Origin of the sequence: Nonomuraea sp. NPDC005692, from assembly GCF_040631115.1 — a bacterium.
Classification (GTDB): domain Bacteria; phylum Actinomycetota; class Actinomycetes; order Streptosporangiales; family Streptosporangiaceae; genus Nonomuraea.
In genome coordinates this window covers 189,759-209,741 of the sequence record NZ_JBEXYU010000001.1, presented here as the reverse complement: position 1 = coordinate 209,741, position 19,983 = coordinate 189,759, and the positions used below count along the sequence as shown (strand labels likewise).

19 protein-coding genes and 5 tRNA genes are annotated in these 19,983 nt (G+C 72.3%); 10 read left to right on the top strand and 14 right to left on the bottom strand.

Annotated features, from left to right (window positions below; genetic code table 11):
* Positions 1-185 precede the first annotated feature (185 nt).
* The 6 genes from ABZ459_RS01110 to ABZ459_RS01085 form a co-directional block, all read right to left on the bottom strand.
* Complete coding sequence (locus ABZ459_RS01110) at positions 186-1,427, bottom strand: serine hydrolase domain-containing protein (RefSeq protein ID WP_357964399.1); 1,242 nt, start codon at positions 1,425-1,427, stop codon at positions 186-188.
* Between the two features lie 591 nt (positions 1,428-2,018).
* A tRNA-Val gene (locus ABZ459_RS01105) sits at positions 2,019-2,090 on the bottom strand.
* 20 nt (positions 2,091-2,110) lie between these two features.
* A tRNA-Gly gene (locus ABZ459_RS01100) sits at positions 2,111-2,182 on the bottom strand.
* A gap of 48 nt (positions 2,183-2,230) precedes the next feature.
* Positions 2,231-2,301, bottom strand: a tRNA-Cys gene (locus ABZ459_RS01095).
* Positions 2,302-2,316: 15 nt separating this feature from the next.
* Positions 2,317-2,388: transfer RNA gene (locus ABZ459_RS01090), tRNA-Gly, on the bottom strand.
* A gap of 90 nt (positions 2,389-2,478) precedes the next feature.
* Positions 2,479-4,650: a peptidoglycan recognition family protein gene (locus ABZ459_RS01085; RefSeq protein ID WP_357964397.1), complete on the bottom strand. Its 2,172-nt coding sequence runs from the start codon at positions 4,648-4,650 to the stop codon at positions 2,479-2,481.
* Positions 4,651-4,872: 222 nt separating this feature from the next.
* Between ABZ459_RS01085 and ABZ459_RS01080 the strand changes: the two genes are divergently transcribed.
* From ABZ459_RS01080 to ABZ459_RS01055, 6 genes are all read left to right on the top strand, one after another.
* Positions 4,873-5,148, top strand: coding sequence for a hypothetical protein (locus ABZ459_RS01080; RefSeq protein ID WP_357964395.1), 276 nt, complete (start codon positions 4,873-4,875; stop codon positions 5,146-5,148).
* 12 nt (positions 5,149-5,160) lie between these two features.
* On the top strand, positions 5,161-6,981 hold the full coding sequence (glmS, locus tag ABZ459_RS01075) for a glutamine--fructose-6-phosphate transaminase (isomerizing) (RefSeq protein ID WP_357964393.1): 1,821 nt from the start codon (positions 5,161-5,163) through the stop codon (positions 6,979-6,981).
* Between the two features lie 25 nt (positions 6,982-7,006).
* Positions 7,007-7,816, top strand: coding sequence for an SAM-dependent methyltransferase (locus ABZ459_RS01070; RefSeq protein ID WP_357964391.1), 810 nt, complete (start codon positions 7,007-7,009; stop codon positions 7,814-7,816).
* A gap of 109 nt (positions 7,817-7,925) precedes the next feature.
* A complete protein-coding gene (locus tag ABZ459_RS01065; RefSeq protein WP_357964390.1) occupies positions 7,926-8,876 on the top strand; it encodes a tripartite tricarboxylate transporter substrate-binding protein in 951 nt (316 codons plus the stop codon).
* A gap of 87 nt (positions 8,877-8,963) precedes the next feature.
* Complete coding sequence (locus tag ABZ459_RS01060) at positions 8,964-10,052, top strand: mechanosensitive ion channel domain-containing protein (RefSeq protein ID WP_357964388.1); 1,089 nt, start codon at positions 8,964-8,966, stop codon at positions 10,050-10,052.
* Positions 10,053-10,273: 221 nt separating this feature from the next.
* Positions 10,274-10,349 (top strand) — tRNA-Pro (locus ABZ459_RS01055).
* Positions 10,350-10,476: 127 nt separating this feature from the next.
* Here ABZ459_RS01055 and ABZ459_RS01050 read toward each other — a convergent pair.
* A complete protein-coding gene (locus ABZ459_RS01050; RefSeq protein ID WP_357964387.1) occupies positions 10,477-11,817 on the bottom strand; it encodes an amidase in 1,341 nt (446 codons plus the stop codon).
* A 241-nt stretch (positions 11,818-12,058) separates the two neighbouring features.
* On the opposite strand from ABZ459_RS01050, the gene ABZ459_RS01045 reads away from it, so the two are divergent.
* Complete coding sequence (locus ABZ459_RS01045; RefSeq protein WP_357964385.1) at positions 12,059-12,358, top strand: hypothetical protein; 300 nt, start codon at positions 12,059-12,061, stop codon at positions 12,356-12,358.
* Positions 12,359-12,574: 216 nt separating this feature from the next.
* Here ABZ459_RS01045 and glgC read toward each other — a convergent pair whose 3' ends face one another.
* Positions 12,575-13,810, bottom strand: coding sequence for a glucose-1-phosphate adenylyltransferase (glgC, locus tag ABZ459_RS01040; protein ID WP_352329862.1), 1,236 nt, complete (start codon positions 13,808-13,810; stop codon positions 12,575-12,577).
* A 235-nt stretch (positions 13,811-14,045) separates the two neighbouring features.
* Between glgC and glgA the strand changes: the two genes are divergently transcribed.
* Both glgA and ABZ459_RS01030 read left to right on the top strand, forming a co-directional pair.
* The gene (glgA, locus tag ABZ459_RS01035) at positions 14,046-15,221 is read left to right on the top strand and encodes a glycogen synthase (protein ID WP_352329860.1); all 1,176 of its coding nucleotides are present in this window, start codon (positions 14,046-14,048) and stop codon (positions 15,219-15,221) included.
* Between the two features lie 4 nt (positions 15,222-15,225).
* A complete protein-coding gene (locus ABZ459_RS01030) occupies positions 15,226-15,594 on the top strand; it encodes a hypothetical protein (protein ID WP_357964383.1) in 369 nt (122 codons plus the stop codon).
* 13 nt (positions 15,595-15,607) lie between these two features.
* Here the strand turns inward: ABZ459_RS01030 and ABZ459_RS01025 are convergent, their stop codons facing one another.
* The 3 genes from ABZ459_RS01025 to ABZ459_RS01015 form a co-directional block, all read right to left on the bottom strand.
* Positions 15,608-16,759: a hypothetical protein gene (locus ABZ459_RS01025; RefSeq protein WP_357964381.1), complete on the bottom strand. Its 1,152-nt coding sequence runs from the start codon at positions 16,757-16,759 to the stop codon at positions 15,608-15,610.
* 67 nt (positions 16,760-16,826) lie between these two features.
* Positions 16,827-17,195 carry a PH domain-containing protein gene (locus ABZ459_RS01020; RefSeq protein WP_357964379.1) on the bottom strand — a complete coding sequence of 123 codons (369 nt, stop codon included), beginning with the start codon at positions 17,193-17,195 and terminating at the stop codon, positions 16,827-16,829.
* Positions 17,196-17,239: 44 nt separating this feature from the next.
* Positions 17,240-17,392 carry a hypothetical protein gene (locus tag ABZ459_RS01015; protein WP_357964378.1) on the bottom strand — a complete coding sequence of 51 codons (153 nt, stop codon included), beginning with the start codon at positions 17,390-17,392 and terminating at the stop codon, positions 17,240-17,242.
* An 85-nt stretch (positions 17,393-17,477) separates the two neighbouring features.
* On the opposite strand from ABZ459_RS01015, the gene ABZ459_RS01010 reads away from it, so the two are divergent.
* A complete protein-coding gene (locus tag ABZ459_RS01010; protein WP_357964376.1) occupies positions 17,478-18,464 on the top strand; it encodes a LysR family transcriptional regulator in 987 nt (328 codons plus the stop codon).
* 4 nt (positions 18,465-18,468) lie between these two features.
* On the opposite strand, the gene ABZ459_RS01005 is transcribed toward ABZ459_RS01010, so the two are convergent.
* From ABZ459_RS01005 to ABZ459_RS00995, 3 genes are all read right to left on the bottom strand, one after another.
* A complete protein-coding gene (locus tag ABZ459_RS01005; protein ID WP_357964374.1) occupies positions 18,469-18,873 on the bottom strand; it encodes a nitroreductase family deazaflavin-dependent oxidoreductase in 405 nt (134 codons plus the stop codon).
* A 30-nt stretch (positions 18,874-18,903) separates the two neighbouring features.
* Entirely contained in the window at positions 18,904-19,335 is a 432-nt protein-coding gene (locus tag ABZ459_RS01000; protein ID WP_357964372.1) for a hypothetical protein, read from the bottom strand.
* 85 nt (positions 19,336-19,420) lie between these two features.
* Positions 19,421-19,969 carry a GNAT family protein gene (locus ABZ459_RS00995; protein ID WP_357964371.1) on the bottom strand — a complete coding sequence of 183 codons (549 nt, stop codon included), beginning with the start codon at positions 19,967-19,969 and terminating at the stop codon, positions 19,421-19,423.
* Positions 19,970-19,983 lie beyond the last annotated feature (14 nt).

The following is a 19,983-nucleotide window of genomic DNA, read 5'->3' as shown; positions in this document are numbered from 1 at the left end:
GACCAACTCCTCGCTCGCTCGAAGGGCCCCTCAAAGGTGTGGCCGCGGAGTCGATCACCTGGCGGCGACGTCCGCTGCGCCGAGCCGGGATGCACGCGAAGGACCGTGACCGGCTGGCATCAGGCTGCGGTGGCCACAGGAGACGTCAGGAGATCCGTTCTCTTCGTGCCGGACGCCGGACCACCTCAGCCGCCCCCGCCGCCGCCAGGCGTGCCTCCGGTGACAGCCTGCACCTCCCGCCCGGTCAGCTCCTGCAGCGTCCCGCCGTCGGTGTTGCTGAGGATGACACCGACCCAGCCGGTGTACGGGTAGATGTTCCAGCTGGCGCCGACACCGGGGTTGGCGCCGGCGCGCCCGTGCACCCACTGACCGCTGACGATGCGGACCGGCATGTGGTAGGCCCCGAACGACTGCCGCCCGTGGGGGAACTTGGCCGCGGTGAGCACCTCGGCGTAGGGCCGTTCCAGCACCGTGCCTTCGCTCAGGGCGTGCGCGAACCGGACCAGATCCGGTGCGGTGGCGAAGCCCCCGTCCCCGGGGACGTCGATGAAGCTGCGGCCCGGGTTCCTGCCCGGCGTGGACTGGTTCGAGCTGCTCTTGCCCAGGTTGCGGACGGCGTCCACCACGCTGCCGTCAGCCAGCCTCATGTGAGGGTGCGCGATGTGCGCATCGGTGAGCCACTGCCGCCTGGTGTAGAACGCCGAGCCGGTCATGCCGCAGCGCTTGAAGATGTTCTCCTCGACGTAGTCCCAGTACGTCCTGCCGGTCACCGCCTCCACGATCAGCGCCGGGATGACGACGTCGGCGCCGGCGTGTTCGGTGGGGGTGCCGGGGGCGGCCACCAGCTTCGCCTTCCGGGCCCACTGCTCGTAGAACTCGTGCACCTCCTCCCGGCTCCGGAAGATACGCTGCGGGTCCTCCTCCGGGGTGTTCAGCCCGGAGGTGCCGGAGAGCAGGTGGTGGACGGTCACCTGCTCGGCGACGTCCTTGGCGTAGCCCGTCAGGTGGGTGCCCACCGTGTCCGACAGCTTCACCTTGCCCTGCTGCACCAGCTGCAGGACGGCCACCGCGCCGAACGGCTTGCCCGCCGAACTGAGGCTGAACGCGATGCCTTCGTGATTGCGGACCCCCTTCTCCTTGTCCGCCATGCCGTAGCTGCGGGACAGCACCGTCCGGCCCCGGTGCGACAGCAGCACCATGCCGGAGAACCTGCCCTCCGCGGCCAGCTTCGCCACGTACCGGTCGTAGGCTCCGCCGGGACGGGTGTCCGGCGGGATGCCGGGGCCGGTTGCGGCCGGACGGTGCTGTCGGTTGCCGGGCCGGCCGCCCACCAGCGGCGCGCCGGCCGCCACCACGCCGGCCGCCGCGAGCCCGCTCCACCCGAGCAGCCGCCGCCGGCCGACGCCACCCACAGAGTCCGAGCCCATGATCACGGTCCTTTCCTGACGACGAACCGACCGCTGCAGGTCTGACCGCGACCGCCGTCGGCAGCCGATCACCACCATGTGATCGGTGCCTCTACTGAAGACGGGGAAGTGTTGCGGTGGCGTATGCGCTTTTCGATACGCCCGCGATACACCGAATCCCCGGCACCAAGGCACTGGCGCAGGCCGCGCGACAGCCCGGGGGGTTGGGCAGGCCATCGAACATGGCGGGGAGACCTCGCCGACGCAAGAACGGTCCCTGATCGACCGCTGGGCGGGCGCGGCCCGAGACCGGATCTGCGGCGGCTGTTCACCGCGGTGACGTGGCGGTGCCGTACCGGCAGCCTGTGGGACGTGACCTGCCGGACGAGCCGCTGGCCTGGAGAGCCGAACTCCGTACAGGCCCTGGGGCCGGCGGTCCGATGGGCGACCGCCTGGGGATGAGTGTCTGGAGCCACGGGCGGGCTTTGCCCGGAAGGCGGGGCCCGGCCCTCGAAACGAAGAAGCCCCAGTCGTCCGGCGTCTGCCGTTCGCTGGGGCTTTACCGCTGTCCGGACCGGACCGAAACCCGGTCTGACTCCCGACGAGCGTGGGTGGACGATACTGGGATTGAACCAGTGACCTCTTCCGTGTCAGGGAAGCGCTCTCCCGCTGAGCTAATCGTCCTTTGTTGAGTTGTCACTCAGAGCGGAAGACGGGATTCGAACCCGCGACCCTCACCTTGGCAAGGTGATGCTCTACCACTGAGCCACTTCCGCATGGCGCTCTTAACTTTACCGGACCCAGAAGAGTCCGTTGTACCACCGAGGTGGAGACGGGATTTGAACCCGTGTAGACGGCTTTGCAGGCCGCTGCCTCGCCTCTCGGCCACTCCACCAGGAGTTTGACTCCGAGCGGAAGACGGGATTCGAACCCGCGACCCTCACCTTGGCAAGGTGATGCTCTACCACTGAGCCACTTCCGCGTGAATCCCCCGCGAACTCGCGGGGCCACGGGAAAACCATATCGTCTTCGCGGAGTGCCCGTGCGCAGCCCGAGCCCCGTGGGGCGAAATTCAGCGGATGACGCGCACATCCTTGGCCTGGACGAACATGACACGATGCCCGAGCTGGATCTGGTGGTACCGGACGGACCCCGTGACCCGCACGTGCCGGGCCGGGTTGAAGGCGCTGGCCGAGTAGAACGAGCCGGTGACCGTGGCTCCCAGCGAGTACGACTGCCCCGGCCCGATCCGGTACTGCAGCGGCGTCAACGGCTGGACCCCGCCTCCGTGGTACGCCGACCGCTCCGGGTAGGCGCGGCCGTACACCTTGGTGCCCGCGGCCAGCGGCGTGACCAGCGGGCCCGTCGCCGGCACGGCCGTGGGGGCGGCGGACGGGTTGAGGAACCAGGCCCGCTGGCCCAGGTACCAGATCGCCGTCCAGTCGCCCTGCCGTCCGGCCACCGCGAACCGCTGCCCGGTCGAGGCGCGGGCGCTGTGGTCGTAGACGCTGTACGTGCTCGGCTTCCCGGGGTGCTTGCCGGCGTCGGTGACCAGCGGGGCGCTCTCGCTCGGCCCGGTGTGCAGCCACACGCTGGCCGCGCCGTGCTCCGGGCACCGGCGGCCGGGCTTGGTGCTGGCGCAGCCGGTGTAGTAGGGCCGGTTGTCGTCGTAGGTCGGCCGGATGATCACCGACGAGCCCGTCCCGTCGCCCTTGATCGGGTGGTTCATCAGCTCGAAGTAGTGGGCCCAGTCCCAGTAGGGGCCGGGGTCCTCGTGCATGCCGGCGACCGCCTGCGCCGTGGCGCCCGGCACGTTGTCGTGGCCGAGGATGTGTGCGCGGTCGAGCGGGATGCCGTACCGGCCGGCGAGGTAGCGCACCAGCCTGGCCGACGACCGGTACATCGCCTCGGTGTACCAGGAGCCCCTGGCCAGGTAGCCCTCGTGCTCGATGCCGATCGAGCGGGTGTTGAAGTCCCAGTTGCCGGCGTGCCAGGCGATGTCCTTCGTCGGCACGTGCTGGGCGACGTGCCCGTCCCGGGAGCGGACCGTGTAGTGCCAGCTCACGTACCTCGGGTTGCCGACCATCGACGGGATGCCCTGGTAGCCGCCCTCGGTGTCGTGGATGACGATGTAGTCGACCTGGCGGCGGCCCTCGACCCGGTCGTGGTTGCCGTAGCCGCGGTCCTTCTTCCTGCCGTACCTCTTGTACGCGGCCGGCATCCACTCGCACCGCAGGCTGCTCGGGCACTCGGCGGACGAACCGGCGGAGGAGTCGGCGGCGGTCAGCGGCATCTCGTCCTGCGCGGGCACGTCCCAGTCGGACTCGTCGGCCGACTCGGAGTCGTCGTCGCCCTCGGGCTCCATGTCGGAGAAGAAGAACGGGTCGTCGTCCTCGTCGGAGTCGTCGCCGTCCGCGATCTTCGCCGGCGCCGCGGGCGGGCGCAGGCCGGGCACGGCGTCCAGCCGCATGTCGAAGCCGTCGTCCGTGCGCCGCGCGACGCCCTCGCCCATCACCGCGAACACCTCGTCGGCGAACGACCGCGCGGCGAGCGGGTCACGAGTGCCCGCGTAGTGGGCGACGGCCGCGTACCAGTCGGCCGGGTCGGGGCTGGGGTGGCGCTGGTAGGAGGCGAGCAGGGCGGCGCCGCCCCTGATGTTGGCGCGCGGGTCCGCGCGCAGCGCCCGCGGCGCGACCCCGGCCAGCCGCCCGGCCAGGGCCAGGGTGGCGTCCGGCGCCGAGGCCGCCGACGTGCCGGACCCCGCCATCAACCGTGCCGCCGACCGGGCCCCCGCCTGCGAAGCCGACCGGGAAGCCGACCGGGGCGACCGGGAAGCCGGCTGGCTGACCGGCCGGCTGACCGGCCGGGTCGCCGACCGGGGCAGCGGGCGGCTGTCGTCGCCCCTGGCGTCGCCCGGCGCGAAGCCCTCCGCGACCGTGCCCGCCGTGCCCGCCGTGCCCGCCTGCCCGGCGGGCACGGCGTCCACCAGGTGCATCGGGCCGTACCCGCCGGCCGTGCTGGGACGCCCGCCGTTGGCGTCCCACCGCGACTCCAGGTACGACACCCCGAGCAGCACGCTGACCGGCACCCCGAACTCCGCCGCGGCGGCCGCGAAGTCGGCCTGCCGCCCCTTATCCCGGACGCCCGTGCCGCCCATGACAGCGGGAGCGGCCGGACCGCCGGCGACGACGCACACACCGGCGGACAAGCTGGTGGCCAGGACGGCGGCAAGCCGGAGCTGCATGAGATCTCCCCACGGAACGACACTGTTCGATCACTGAACGTAACCATTCCCAGAAAGGGATGTGTCAGACGGGTCGGATGATACGGATGAGAATCGCGGGATCCGTCCGCCCGCCCGTCGGCGATCGGCAGGGGAGAAGTGGTAGCGCTCTGGAGTTAAATCCTGCCCGATTCCGGGCAGGATGTTGGCGTGTCTCGCTTCAGATGCGTAGTGTCCTCGTCTGTGTCCACGGCGCGGCATCCCTATGAAGACCTCATCGCCCATCTCACCCGGACGAGCGCGCTCGGCCCAGGAGAGGCGGCCCGCGTGGTCGCCGACGTGCTGTCGTACTTCTCCGAGCCGGTCGAGGAGTTCGTACGGCGCCGTCACGGCGAGCTCAAGGCCCGCGGCCTGACCAACGACGAGATCTTCCCCCGGATCGCCGCCGAGTTACCCGCACGCCGGGTAGCGGCACCAGAGCTGTCGCTGCGGCAGCTCCGCAGGATCGTCTACGGATAAGAGGAGACCTCGATGTGCGGAATCGTGGCCTACGTGGGCCCCAAGGACGCGGCGCCCATCCTGCTGGAAGGGCTGCAGCGGCTTGAGTACCGGGGCTACGACTCCGCCGGGGTCGTGGTGTCGAACAAGGGACTCAAGGTACGCAAGGTCAAGGGCCGGGTCGCCGACCTGGCCAAGGTCGTGCCGGTGCGGTTCAAGGGCAACCACGGCATCGGCCACACCCGCTGGGCCACCCACGGCGTGCCCAGCGACGAGAACGCGCATCCGCACCTGTCGGCCGACCAGCGCATCGCGGTCGTGCACAACGGCATCATCGAGAACGCCGGCGAGCTGCGCGCCAAGCTGGAGGCCGACGGCGTCGAGTTCCTGTCCGAGACCGACACCGAGGTCCTGGCCCACCTGATCGCCCGCGCCGCCGACGAGAACGACTCCCTGGAGGAGGCGGTCAGGAAGACGCTCAAGAACATCGTCGGCACGTACGGCATCGCGGTGATCGACGCCGAGCGGCCGGGCGAGGTGGTCGTGGCGCGCAACGGCAGCCCGATCGTGCTCGGCATCGGCGAGAAGGAGATGTTCGCCGCCTCCGACGTCGCCGCCCTGGTCCGCTACACCCGCCAGGTCGTGCACCTGGAGGACGGCGAGCTGGCCGTGCTCAAGGCCGACGGCTTCCACACCTTCGCCAGCGACGCCCGCGAGACCGCCAAGGAGCCGCTGACCGTCGACTGGGACGCCGGCCACTACGACACCGGCGGCTACGAGCACTACCTGCTCAAGGAGATCTCCGAGCAGCCCGAGACGATGACCCGCACGATGAGCGGCCGCCTCGACGAGCGCTTCCACGTCGCCCACCTCGGCGGCCTCAACATGGACGCCCGCGAGACGCGCTCGTTCCGCCGGGTGAAGATCATCGGCTGTGGGTCGGCGTACTACTCCGGGCAGATCGGCGCGCAGCTCATCGAGGAGCTGGCGCGCATCCCGGCCGACGCCGAGCCGGCCAGCGAGTTCCGCTACCGCAACCCCGTCGTGGACCCTGACACCCTCTACGTCGCGATCAGCCAGTCGGGCGAGACCTACGACACGCTGGCCGCCGTCCAGGAGCTCAAGCGCAAGGGCGGCCGGGTGATCGGCATCGTCAACGCCGTGGGCAGCGCCATCGCCCGCGAGGTCGACGGCGGCATCTACCTGCACGCCGGGCCCGAGGTGTCGGTCGCCTCGACCAAGGCGTTCACCTCGACCTCGGTCGCCTTCGCGCTGCTGGCGCTGCACCTGGGCCGGGTGCGCGACCTGTCGCCGGCCGACGGGCGGCGCATCGTGGAGGGCCTGCGCCGGCTGCCCGGCCAGATCGAGGAGATCCTCGCCCAGGGCGACAAGATCGCCGAGCTGGCGCAGAAGTACGCCAAGCACCCGAGCATGATGTTCGTCGGCCGGGTCAGGGGCTACCCGGTGGCCCGCGAGGGCGCGCAGAAGCTCAAGGAGATCTCGTACGTGCACGCCGAGGCGTACCCGGCCAGCGAGCTCAAGCACGGGCCGCTCGCGCTGATCGGCCCGGACATGCCGACGGTCGCGATCGTCCCCGACGACGAGCTGCTCGACAAGAACCTCACCACGCTCGGCGAGATCCGCGCCCGCGGCGGCCAGGTGCTCATGGTCGGCCATCGGGAGCCCGACGCCAAGCTGGCCGACGACGTGATCGTGATCCCGAAGAACGAGATCGAGCTCGACCCGATGCTGCTGACGATCCCGCTCCAGCTGCTGGCCTACCACGCGGCGGTCGCCCTCGGCAGGGACGTGGACAAGCCTCGCAATCTCGCCAAGAGCGTGACTGTGGAATAAATTCAGCCACAATCCTCGCAGGGTAGTGTTATCCGGCTGCGCACCACATAAATTCATTACTGTGCGGCAGTTCGACCCCCACACTCCGAATCTCGCACGCATGTACGACTACATGCTCGGCGGGACGGACAACTTCGCGGTCGACCGCCTGGCGATCGACCAGCTCGCCGAGCTGGTCCCGGAGGCGGTCCCGCTGGCCCGCGCGAACCGGGCCTTCCTCCAGCGTGCCGTGCGCTACGTCGCCGCCGCGGGGATCACCCAGTTCATCGACCTGGGCAGCGGGCTGCCGACGCAGGGCAGCGTGCACGAGGTCGCGCCGGAGGCCCGGGTCGTCTACGTCGACGACGACCCGGTGGTCGCCGCGCACGCCAGGGCCCTGCTCGCCGGGGCGGACAGGGCCGCCTTCATCGAGGCCGACCTGCTCGACCACGAGGAGGTGCTGGCCCGCGCGGGCCGGTTCCTGGACCTGTCGCGGCCGGTCGCGATCGTGCTGGTGTCGATCCTGCACTTCCTGCCCGACGCGGCCGATCCGCAGGGCGCGGTGGCGGCGCTGCGCGAGGCGGTCGCGCCCGGCAGCCGTCTGGTGATCTCCCATGCCACCTCGATGGGACGCCTGTCGGACGAGGAGAACCCGCGGCCGTTCCGCCGCGGCTCGGCCGGCTCGGGCGGGGCCGACCGCAGCCCGGCCGAGATCCGCGCGTTCTTCGGCGGCTTCGCGCTCGACCCGCCCGGCCTGGTGCAGGCCGTGGACTGGCGGCCGGACCGGCCCAAGCTGGTAGGCGACTGGTCGCTGCCGTCGTCCCTGATGGCCGGGGTGGCCACGAAGCAGGACTGACTCCGGTATACGCCGAAATTTCGGTCAACCGTACCCCGATGTGTAACAGCGAGTGAACTGTCAATAACTTCAGGTAATGGCGGTACTCGCGGAGGTCGGGGGAGGGCGGATGCGTCGTCGGCGTTTCTTGGCATGGACCCTGGGCGCGGCGGCGTGCGCGGCCGGATGCGGGACGGAGCACGTCGTCGGCGGCCCCGCCGACGCGAGGGGCCGGTTCTCGATCGTCGCGGGCGGCGACCGCTGGGCCCGGGTCGGCGAGGCGTTCGCCGCCGCCGCGCGCGCCTCGGGCGTCGGCGCGTCGCCCACCGGCACGCGGATCACCGTGACCGGCCTGCCCGCTCTGGCGGCCTCCGAGCTGAACAACGGGCAGACGCTGCTGGACACCTCGACCCCGCTGTCCAGGCTCACCGGCGACGTCGAGGTCGTCGTCGTGCCCGCCAACTCCCGCTTCACCGACTTCGACGACTTCGGCGCCCACCTGCGGGCCGACCCGAGCGGGACGATGCTGGCCGGCGGGCCGCAGGGCGAGCCCGACCACCTGCTGTTCGGCCTGATCGCCAAGGGGCTCGGCGCCGACACCAGGCAGATGGACTACACCGGCTACCCCAGCAGCCACGAGGCCGTCTCGGCGCTGCTCGGCGGCAAGGCGGCGGCCGCGGCGGGCCTGCTCGGCGACTGGCGCGCGGCCATCGACGGCGGCCGGGTCAGGGCTCTCGCCGTCTCCTGCGCCCGCCGGGTGCCGGAGCTCGACGTGCCCACCCTGCTGGAGTCCGGCGTACGGGTGGACTTCGCGGACTGGGCCGCGGCCGTCGGGCCCGAGAACATGTCGGAGGACAGCAGGGAGTCGGCCGTGCGCATGTGCGACGAGGTGACCTCGTCGGCCTCGTGGCGGCGGGCGTGCCGGAAGGCGGGGTGGACCTCGATCCCGCTGAGCGGGGACGACTTCCGCCTCTGGCTGACCTCCGAGGTCGAGCGCACCCAGGCCGTGCTGCGCGATCTGGGGCTGCTGGCCAGCACCAGAGCCACGACGTGCTGGGGCAGTTGCGGGAACGGCCACTAGCCGAAACGGCGTTTCCGTGCGTATGGAGTGGCGCTTGAGGGCAATGTGACCTTGAAGCGACGTTCTACAACATAGGGGGCGCGAAACGTGCAGTCGCCGGCGGCCTGGCCGATCCTCGTCATCTCGGTGGTCGGAGCGGTGCTCCTGGTGGAGGTGGTCCGCCGGGTGCTGATCCGGGTCGGACGAAAATGGGCACTGGCCCGCCACCTGGTCGAGCACTGCACGTGGCCGGCGTTCTGCGTGGCCGCCACGGTGGCCTGCAACCTGGTCTTCGCCCCCGGCATCTTCGGGGACACGGCCGACGAGCGCGGCATGGCCCAGTCGGTCGACCGCGTCATCGGCCTGCTCACCATCGGCACGGTGACCTGGCTGATCATCCAGGCGACGTACGCGCTGACGGACGTCGTGCTCGACCGGCTGGTGCTCGTCGAGGGCGAGCGCAACCGCCGGGCGCGGCGGATCAGGACGCAGATCGCGCTGGTGCGCCGCATCGCCGCCGCGGTCATCATCGTCATCGCGCTCGGCGCCATGCTGTTCTCCTTCCCGCAGGTGCGGGCGCTCGGCGCCGGGCTGCTGGCCTCGGCCGGCATCGCGGGCGCCATCGTCGGCATCGCGGCCCAGCCGACCATCGGCAACATGCTGGCCGGGCTGCAACTGGCCTTCAGCGACGCGCTGCGGCTGGACGACGTGGTCGTGGTGGAGAAGGAGTGGGGCAGGATCGAGGAGCTCACGCTCACGTACGTGGTGCTGCGCCTGTGGGACGAGCGGCGGCTGGTGCTGCCCGTCTCCTACTTCACCCAGAACCCGTTCGAGAACTGGACCAGGCACGGCAGCCGGGTGCTCGCCGTGGTGTTCCTGCGGGTCGACTGGGCGGTGCCGGTGCCCAAACTGCGCGACGCCCTGTACGAGTTCCTCCAGGGCAACCCGCTGTGGGACCAGAAGGACTGGACGCTCCAGGTCACCGACGTGCTGCCCAACGGCCTGGTCGAGCTGCGCGCCCTGATGAGCGCCGCCGATTCGCCCTCCTCCTGGGACCTCAAGTGCGACGTCCGCGAATTCCTCGTCAATTTCGTCCGCGACAACTACCCGGACGCCCTTCCCCGGTTCCGCGTCGAGGCCCCGGAAACGCGCGCCGGGGTGGCCTGGACCAACGACCAGGACCGCGACCGGCGATAAATGCGTGGCATTTCCGGCAGCCCCCGGTCTACCGTTGATCTCGTTCCGGAACGACATTCACGAAACGACGAGAAAGGCGGCGGCCATGTGCGGACCTCGACCCTCCAGGCCGTCCGGCAACCGGCCTGAGCTGCGGCCAAGGCTTTCCCGGTGATTCCACGGAGAATCGACCAGGAAAGCCGTCCCGGGCCTCCGCCGGGGCGGCTTCGTTGATTTCATGACCGAGTGTGGGGCAGTTTGGTCAGCCCGCCTGCCTTGGGAGCAGGAGCACCGCAGGTTCGAATCCTGCCACTCGGACGTACGGCCCTGAAAGAAAAGGGCCGTGGGCTTCGGCCTGGCCGACGGGAATGGCGCCCCCCGGCCGGACACGAGCCCCCGCCCCCGGGTCCGGCCTGCGCCGGGCCGGCCCGGGGCCCACCTCTCCTCACCCGCCCAGTGAGCCGGCCACCCGGAACAGCAGCTCCTCCCGGCCGGGCCGGCCGACGAGCTGCAGCCCGACCGGCAGGCCGTCCACCGAGCCGGCCGGCACGGTCAGCGCGGGCAGGCCGAGCACGTTCCACGGGCTGGTCAGGGCCAGCAGCGCGGCCCGGACGGCGACGGCCCGCCCGTCCAGCTCGGTCTGACGCTGCTCCAGCGGCGGCGCGACGAGCGGCACGGCCGGCAGCGCCAGCACGTCATGGTCGTCGAACAGCGACTCCGCCGCGGCGGCCAGCGCGGGCCGCTCGTCCAGGGCCTTGACGTAGGCCCAGGCGGGCAGGTCCATCGCCGCGCGCAGCCGGTCGAGCACCTCGGGGTCGAACAGCTCGGGCGCCCTGGCCATCCGGTCGGCGTGCACGGCGGACGCCTCCGCGCCCTGGACCGTCGCGTACGTCTCCCGCAGCTCCTCGGCCAGCTCCCCGGGCAGCCGGACCTCGTCCAGCCCCGCGCCCGCCGCCGCCCGCGCCACCGCCACAACGCGCGGGTCGCAGGGCGACAGGACGGCGGGGTCGAGCCACCCCACCCGCACCGCCGCCGCCTCACCGGCACTGTCACGGGCGGGCGGCGGCCCGCCGGTCGCGAGCTGCCGGTAGGCGACCAGGCAGTCCAGCGGGTTCGCGGCCAGCACGCCGACGTGGTCGAACGTCCGGGACAGGGGGAACACCCCGGCGGTGGGGATCGCGTCGTAGGCGGGCTTGAACCCGGCGATCCCGCACAGAGCGGCAGGGATGCGCACCGAACCGCCCGTGTCGGTGCCGAGCGCGAGCGGCACCATGCCCGCCGCCACGGCCGCCGCGCTGCCGCCGCTCGACCCGCCGGACATGCGCCCGGGGTCGCGCGGGTTGCGCGAGGGGCCGTTGGCCGAGCGGTCGCCGGTGGGGCCGTACGCGAACTCGTGCGTCGTGGTCTTGCCGACGATCACCGCTCCGGCCCCGCGCAGCAGCGTCACGCAGGCGGCGTCGGCCTCGGCGACGTGTCCGGCGAAGTGCCGCGACCCCATCGTGCAGGGCAGCCCCGCGACGTCGATGAGGTCCTTCACGGCGACCGGCACGCCGTGCAGCGGGCCGCGGTCGGTGCCCGCGGCCAGTTCCTGGTCCGCGCGCCGGGCGGCGGCCGTCGCGCCCACCGGGTCCACGGTGACGAAGGCGCCGAGCGCGGGATCCAGGGTGACGGCCGCGTCGAGCGCCAGCCGGGCCAGCTCGGCGGCGGTGGTCCGGCCGGCGCGCAGGTCACGGGCCAGGTCGGTGACGGAGCGGCCGGTGAAGGGGCCGGGCGGTGTGGGCGGCATGAGGTCCTCTCCGGACGGATCACGGCGACCCCGCCGTGTGCGGGCGGGCGTCCGGAGCAGACTACGCGTCCGGGCCCTGCGGCCGGCGTTCCGGGGGATTCCGGAGTGGCCGGAGAAGGCCGGACTTCGCCGGGGTGGCACCGGAAAGCGCCGAGTCCCTTCCTGGCGTGGCGTTACACGGCGGTACGGAGGCGATTACGTACAGTGAGCAGCGATGTCACTCCGTGATCCAGGGGGATTCATGAAAGCCAAGCTCATCGTGGCCGGCGGCTTCGCCGTCGCCGCGCTGTTCGGCATGGCGGGGGCGGCCAACGCCAACGACCATCACGAGAAGTGCGACCTGAGCACGTCCGACGACTCGACCGCGCTCCGCATCACGCCGTGGGGCGTGTCCGCCGGACACCGTGACGCTGAGGCCTGCGAGCACCGCAGGGACTACTACGGGCGTCCCCGCGACGGCTACAACTGGGGCTACTGGGGGGGCCGCGGCTACTGGCCGGGCGGTTGGGCGTACGGCCTGGGCGCCGGCGTCGGCATCTGAGGTCGCATCACCTGAGCCCGGGCCGCGCCCTGCGTGGCCCGGGATCCTGCGTTACCGGGCGCCCGCGGCGCCCGGTGCTCCCACGCCCCCCGCCGACCGGCCGGGCCCGGAGCCGTCCGTCACGCGATGAGCACGCTCGCGGGCGGCCGGGCTGATCCGGACCGCCGCCGCCCGGTACGCGGCCGGCCCCGAACGCGGACCGGCCCCTCCCGCGCCCTAACGGTCGACGATCTCGTTCTTGCCGATGACCACGACCCCGCCGCGGGTCAGCGCGAAGCGGGTGCGGTCGTAGTCGAGGTCGAAGCCGATGCGCGCGCCGTCGGGGATCACCACGTTCTTGTCGATGATCGCCTTGCGCACGATCGCGCCCCGGCCCACCTTGACGTTCTCCATCAGCACGGAGTCCTCCACCAGCGAGTGCGAGTGGAGCACGACCTTCGGCGACAGGATCGAGCGCATCGCCATGCCGCCCGAGACGATCACGCCGGGGGAGACCAGCGAGTCGATCGCCCGGCCCACCCGGTCGCCGTCGTTGTGCACGAACTTGGCCGGGGGCAGCGGGTCGTGCCCGGTGAAGATCGGCCACTTGTCGTTGTACAGGTTGAAGATCGGGTGGGCGGAGATGAGGTCCATGTGGGCCTCGTAGTAGGCGTCGAGGGTCCCCACGTCGCGCCAGTAGCCGCGGTCGCGCTCGCTGGAGCCGGGCACGATGTTGTTCTTGAAGTCGTAGACGTCCGCGCCGCCGGACTTGACCAGCATCGGGATGATGTTGCCGCCCAGGTCGTGCTTGCTGGTCGGGTCGAGCGCGTCCTCGCGCAGCGCGTCGATCATGGCCTGCGTCTTGAAGACGTAGTTGCCCATCGAGGCGTAGACCTCGTCGGGGGAGTCGGCCAGGCCCACGGCGTCCTTCGGCTTCTCCCTGAAGGCCACGATGCGGCGGCCCTCGGGATCGGTCTCGATCACGCCGAACTGGTCGGCCAGCGACAGCGGCTGGCGGATCGCCGCCACCGTCACGTCCGCGCCCGAGTCCTCGTGCTGCTCGACCATCTGCCGCGGATCCATGCGGTAGATGTGGTCGGCGCCGAACACGATCACGTGCTCGGGCATCTCGTCGTAGATCAGGTTCAGGTTCTGGAACAGCGCGTCCGCAGAACCGGAGAACCAGCGCGGCCCGAGCCGCTGCTGGGCGGGCACGGGGGTCACGTAGTTGCCCAGCATCGCCGACAGCCGCCAGGTACGGGAGACGTGCCTGTCGAGGCTGTGGTTCTTGTACTGGGTCAACACCACGATCTTCAGGAAGCCGCCGTTCGCGAGGTTCGACAGCACGAAGTCGATCAGCCGATACATCCCCCCGAACGGCACCGCCGGTTTGGCCCGATCCGCCGTGAGCGGCATGAGCCTCTTGCCCTCTCCACCTGCCAGCACAACCGCAAGCACCCTCCGGGACCTCATGTCCAGGACGCTACCCGTAAATGGCCGATCTATCGACGAAACCGCGCACTGTGCTGTGCCGCCGTGTCCTGACTTATCCGTGTAGAGCAGGGGCCGGACTTACCGACATTGGGCTGTATCGATGTGTTCCCTATGCTTGCGTCGGTTCACAAGTGCGGTGCCGGAGTTGATGGTCGGCGCAAAACTTGCCGCTCGCTGGAGGGCGCCGGGCCCGGCGCGTCGTAAGGTCGTGGGCATGCGTGTTGATCTGCTCAGCAGGGAGTACCCGCCGGACGTCTACGGCGGTGCCGGGGTGCACATGGAGTACCTGGCCAGGGAGCTGCGCAAGCTGGCCGACGTCCGGGTGCGCTGCTTCGGAGCCGATCGCGAGGAGCCCGGCGTGTCGGCCTACCGGGTGCCCGGCGGCCTGGAGCGGGCCAACGCCGCCCTCCAGGTGCTCGGCGTCGACCTGGAGATGGCCGCCGCCTGCGAGGGCGCGGACGTCGTCCACTCCCATACCTGGTACGCCAACTTCGCCGGGCATGTCGCCAAGATGCTCCACGGTGTGCCGCACGTCGTCACCACCCACAGCCTGGAGCCGCTGCGCCCGTGGAAGGCCGAGCAGCTCGGCGGCGGCTACACGGTCTCGTCGTGGGCCGAGCGCACCGCCCTGGCCGCCGCCGACGCGGTGATCGCGGTCAGCGAGGGCATGCGCCGCGACGTGCTGGCCGCCTACCCCGAGATCCCGCCCGGCCGGGTCACCGTCATCCACAACGGCATCGACACCGCCCAGTACGCCCCCGACCCCGGCCTCGACGTGCTGAAGAAGCACGGCGTCGACCCCGACCGGCCCTACGTGATCTTCGTCGGCCGCATCACCCGGCAGAAGGGCCTGGTGCACCTCCTGCACGCCGCCCGCTCGTTCGACCCGGCCGCCCAGCTCGTCCTGTGCGCGGGCGCGCCGGACACGCCGGAGATCGCCGCCGAGGTGACCGGGCTGGTGCGCGGCCTCGACCGCGACGGCGTGCTCTGGATCTCGGAGATGCTGCCCAAGCCGGAGGTCATCCAGCTCCTCACGCACGCGTCGGTCTTCGTCTGCCCGTCGGTCTACGAGCCGATGGGCATCGTCAACCTGGAGGCCATGGCCTGCGAGACGCCGGTGGTGGCCACCGCGACCGGCGGCATCCCCGAGGTCGTCGCCGACGGCGAGACGGGCCTGCTGGTGCCGATCGACCAGGGCCCCGACGGCACCCCGCACGACCCCGAGGCGTTCGCCGCCGACCTGGCCGAGCGGGTCAACGCGCTGCTGGCCGACCCGGCGCGGGCCGCCGAGATGGGCCGCGCCGGCCGGGCCAGGGCCGTCGAGCACTTCTCCTGGGAGCGCATCGCCCGGCGCACCCTCGACCTCTACGCCTCCCTGCGCCGGGACTGAGCGCGTGGGCTGGGACCTGGAGACCCCCGAGGGCGGGCGCCTGAGCGTCAACGCCTGGAACTGGCGTCCGACCCTGTCCCTGCTGGAGGAGGCGCGGGTGCTCGACCCCGAGACCGCGTGCCTGCTCGGCTTCAACGGCCGCATGACGCTCACCGGCGCCGACGCGAGCCGCATCGCGGCCTTCCTCGACGACTACCTGGGCGGCCTGCCCGAGCACGGACGGGTCCGGCTCGACGGCGAGGTGACCGAGGAGCCCGACGACCACCGCCTCCACCGCGACGACCTGGCGCTCAACTACTCGGCCACCGCCTCCTGGCTGCGCGACCTGCGCGACTTCTGCCGGGCGGCCCCCAACGGCTTCACCTGCATGTAGGGGTGGCGGCGGGTCAGCGGGTGAGCCAGAGGGCGGGCCTGGTCAGCTCGCCCTCGGGGCCGGTCCAGCCCGCCGCGTACACCTCGGTCGTGCCGGGGCGGCGGGCCAGGGCGGTGACCGTGCCGCGCACGCTCGTCGTCGTCCAGCGGCCGGCCGCGTAGTGGTGCAGCCGGGAGCGGGTCGAGTCGAGCACCCACAGCCCCGCCCGGCCGTCGGGCTCGGCCTCGGTGAAGGCCGCGCCCTCCGGGCCCCAGCGGCACCGCCAGGCCGAGCCGTCCCAGTGCAGGGCCAGCGGGCGGCGGCGTTCCAGGGGCTCGCCCTGCTCGTCGTACTCGTCGGGCGGGAACCAGGACACCCCGCCGACCACCCACACGTCGTCCGGCCCGAGCACGGCCACGTCGCCGAGCTCCGTACGGGCCGACCGCGCGCCCTCGGGCGCCCCCGGCTCGGGCAGGTGCACCGCCTGCCACGCGGCGCCGTTCCAGCGGGCCGCGGGGTCGTGCGCGGTCTCGCCCACCGTCCACACGTCCGCGCCCTCGCCGCCGAGGGCGCGCGCCGGGGCGGGCAGCCGGTACGCGCGCCAGGCCGAGCCGTCCCAGCGCAGCGCGTCGCGCCCGGACACGGCCCACGGGCCGCTCGCCGCGGTGCCGTGCAGGCCGATGGCCGAGGCGCCCTCCTTGAGCGGCGTGGAGGCGCTCACGGCGCCGTCCGCGACGTCGGCGACCAGGCCGGGACGTTCGTCGTCGCCGGTCCCGAAGGCCCACGCCCGCTCGCCCGAGACCGCCCCGACGGCGGCCACCGTCATCCGGGACGGCAGCGCGTACGTGCGCCAGCGGGCGCCGTCCCACCGGCCCAGCCCGCCGGACGTCGTCTCCATCCCGGCGGACGTCTCGCGCTGGACGGAACGCACCGCCCACACCGCCCCGTCGGGGGCGACCGCGAGCCGGTCGAGCGTGCCGTGCCCGTCGCCCGCCGGGAGCGTCCGCCACGGTGACCGTACGGGCTCGGCGCGCAGGTCGTCGCCGCCGGGCCGGGGGCAGCGGGCCTGGACCGTGAGGCTCACCGCCGGAGCGGACGGGACGTCCCGCCCAGCGGGCCCGGCGCAGGCCGGGAGCGCCAGCAGCACGCCGAGACCGGCCGCGCGGGCACGTACGGAACGCCGCACCTCGCCCCCTTAGTGATCACCGGCAGAATACGCTCAACCCTGCCCGCGAGACCACGCGTGACGCCGATCAGGTCTGCGAAATGTAGTGGAGGATGACGTTGTGCACGTGGTGGGCCTTGTTGTCGCCGCGGAAGTCCACCTCGTAGGTGTGCGTGCCGACGTGGATGGCGATGGCGCCCGAGGAGAAGAACCCGCCCGCCAGTGACTTGTTGCTCACGACGCTCACCGCCGAGATCTTGGCGTAGGGGATGCTGGTGATCGCGATGCGCTTGCCCACGAACGACTTGTCCTGCACGATCACCCGCCGGTCCGTGAGCCCCAGGAACCCGGTGCCCGCCCCGATCGCGTCGTAGACGGCGATGATCTGCTCCCCGGGGAGCAGGCCGCTCTCGATCTGCTTGAACTGCTCTTTGCGGTCGTAGGGGATGTCAGCCATGCCCGGCCAACGAACGGGACGGGCTCCCGCGTTCCGCGCCGGGTTCAGGGCCCCGCCGGATGGGCGGACGGGTCGTGCGGGAGGTCGAGCAGGCAGCGGCAGGCGCCGGGCGGCCGCGGCAGCCCGAACAGCACCCGGACCTGGGCCGGAGCGGGTGGCGCGGGGCGGAGCAGGCTTGTCAGGAGGCGGCGGATCATGCTTCCCAGCGTCGTGGTGAGGCCCGCGCCCGGTCCAACACCGGAAATATCGCGATTGACGCGCTTTTGTGGTTAATGTGGCGTCGTGGATCTGCACCCCCGGCTGCTGCGCGTCTTCGTCGCCGTCGCCGAGGAGCTGCACTTCGGGCGCGCCGCCGCGCGGCTCTTCCTGGCCCAGCAGGCGCTCAGCCGGGACGTGCGCACGCTGGAGACCCGGCTCGGGACGCCGCTGTTCGTCCGGTCCACCCGCCGGGTGGAGCTGACCTGCGCCGGCGCCCGGCTGCTGCCCGGTGCGCGGCGGCTGCTGGCGCTGCACGACGAGGTCGTCACCGACGTGCTCGGCGCCGGCCGCCCGCTGCTCGTGGACGTCACCATGCAGGGCCCCGACCTGCCCGAGCCGCTGGTCAGAGCCCGCGAGCTGGCCCCCGGGGTCGAGATGCTGGCCCGCTTCCACGGCGGCCTGGCCGCGGGCGCGGCGGCGATGCTGGACGGACGGCTCGACGTGTCGTTCGGACGCTTCGCCGGCCTGCCCCCGGACGTGCGCGCCCGGCTGGCCCAGGTCCCGGTGCGCCTGCAGCCCCTGGCCGTGCTCCTGCCGGAGGACCACCCGCTGGCCGAGCTGGACGCCGTGCCGCTCGGCGCGCTGGCCGCCTTCCCGCTGGACGTCATGGCCGGGAACGCCGGCACGCGGGAGTGGAGCGACCTGGGGGAGCGGCTGGCCGAGGCGTTCGGGCTGCGGCTGGCCCGGCCGCACGCCGCGCCCGTGGGGGCCGCGGAGATGGGGCACTACCTGCGCCGGCATCGCGATCCCGTGCTGGCCAGTGTGGGGATCGGCGGGATCCCGGGCGCGGTGAACCGGCCGCTGGCCGAGCCCGTGCCGCTCGGCCTGCAGAACCTGGTGCATCCCAAGGGCCTGCGGCACCCGGGCCTCGCCGCGCTCCTGGCCGCCGTCGCCGAGCTGGGACGGGCCCGCCACTGGCTGCGCCGCCCGCCGGGCTCCTGGCTCCCCGAGGCCGACGAGGCCCTGGTGACCGCCCTGGTGACCGCCCGGGAGGCCGGCGAGGCCCGGTGACTGCCTAGGTGGCGCGTTCGAGCACGACCACCGGGATCCGGCGGTCGGTCTTCTCCTGGTATTCGTCGTACTGGGGCCAGGTGCTGGTCATCGTCCGCCACATCTCGGGCTTCTCCTCCTCCGAGGCGGTGCGGGCGTGGGCCTTGAACCTGTCGCCCTTGACCTGCACCTCGACGTCGGGGTGGGCCAGCAGGTTCTTGTACCACTGGGGATCCTCGGGGGCGCCGCCCTTGGAGGCGACCACGAGGAAGTCGTCACCGAACCGCTGGTAGATCAGCGGCGTGGTGTACGGCTTGCCGGAGTTACGCCCCTTGGTGGTCAGGAGCAGCACGGTGGTGTTGTTCCAGTCGTGCCCCTCCGCGCCGTCGGTGGCCTGATAGCGCTGCACGTGTTCCTTGCCATAGAGCATGCCTCTGGACTACCCCGCCCGTGGGTGTCCTCACCGGGCCGCGCCGACCAGCTCGGCGGCCCGCCGGCTGTCGACGGGCAGGGCCGAGTCGGGGGTGCGCTCGCGCACGTCGCGGTCGCGGATCGCGAAGACGGCGGGCGCCGCGCCCACGTCGCCGTAGCGCTCGGTCACCGCCGCGCCGATCGCCCGCCGTACGCCGGCCACCACCTCGCGGACGCCGGGCCCGGACGTGACGAGGTGGCCGAGCATCCCGGCGAAGCGCAGCTCGTCGTCGGCGGCGGGCCGCTGCGCCGGCAGCACCGGCCGGTCGAGCCAGAACACGTTGCCGGACAGGACCGCCTCGGAGCCGTCGGGGCCGAGCACCCGCGCCGTGCGGGCCAGCAGCTCACCGAACTCGGCCAGGTCCGCGTGCGGCGGGAGGTCGGTGGTGACGAACAGGGGCACGATCAGCGAGTCAGGCATGCGGCTATCCCTCCGTGAGGAGGCTCATCGTAGGACGTGCCACCGACAATTCCGCCGCGCGCCACTCGCCGTCCACGCGTCGCCGCTAGCGTTCGGTCCATTCGTCCTGGATCGCCGCGTGCACGATGGAGTCGCGCCAGCCGTGCGGGGTGTGCACGTGGTGCCGGATCCGTCCCTCCTCGACCATGCCGGCCGTCAGCATGGCGAGCTGGGCGGGCAGGTTGGCCGGCGACCTCGCGCCCCAGACGCGGTGCAGCCCGAGCTGCTTGAAGCCGAACGACAGCAGCAGCCGGACCAGGTCGGTGCCGATGCCGCGGCCCCACTGGTCGGGGTGGAGGCCGAAGCCGATCTCGCCGCTGTGGGGCAGGTCGGGGTCGATCTTCAGGCGGGCCACGCCGATCACGTGCCGCCGGTCGGCGTCCACGACGGCCAGCACGTAGAGGCGGCGCGGCTCGGCGGCGGCCGCCTCCATGGCCTGGCCGACCAGGGCGGCGACCTCCTGCACGCTGCGCGGCGCGAACGGCATGTGCTGCGTGGCCGCCGGATCGCCGTAGACGGAGTGCAGCGGGACGACGTCGGCGTCGGTGAGGTCACGAAGTCCGATTCGCTCGCCGATGACCGTCACGCGCCGCATGCGCAGAAGGTAAC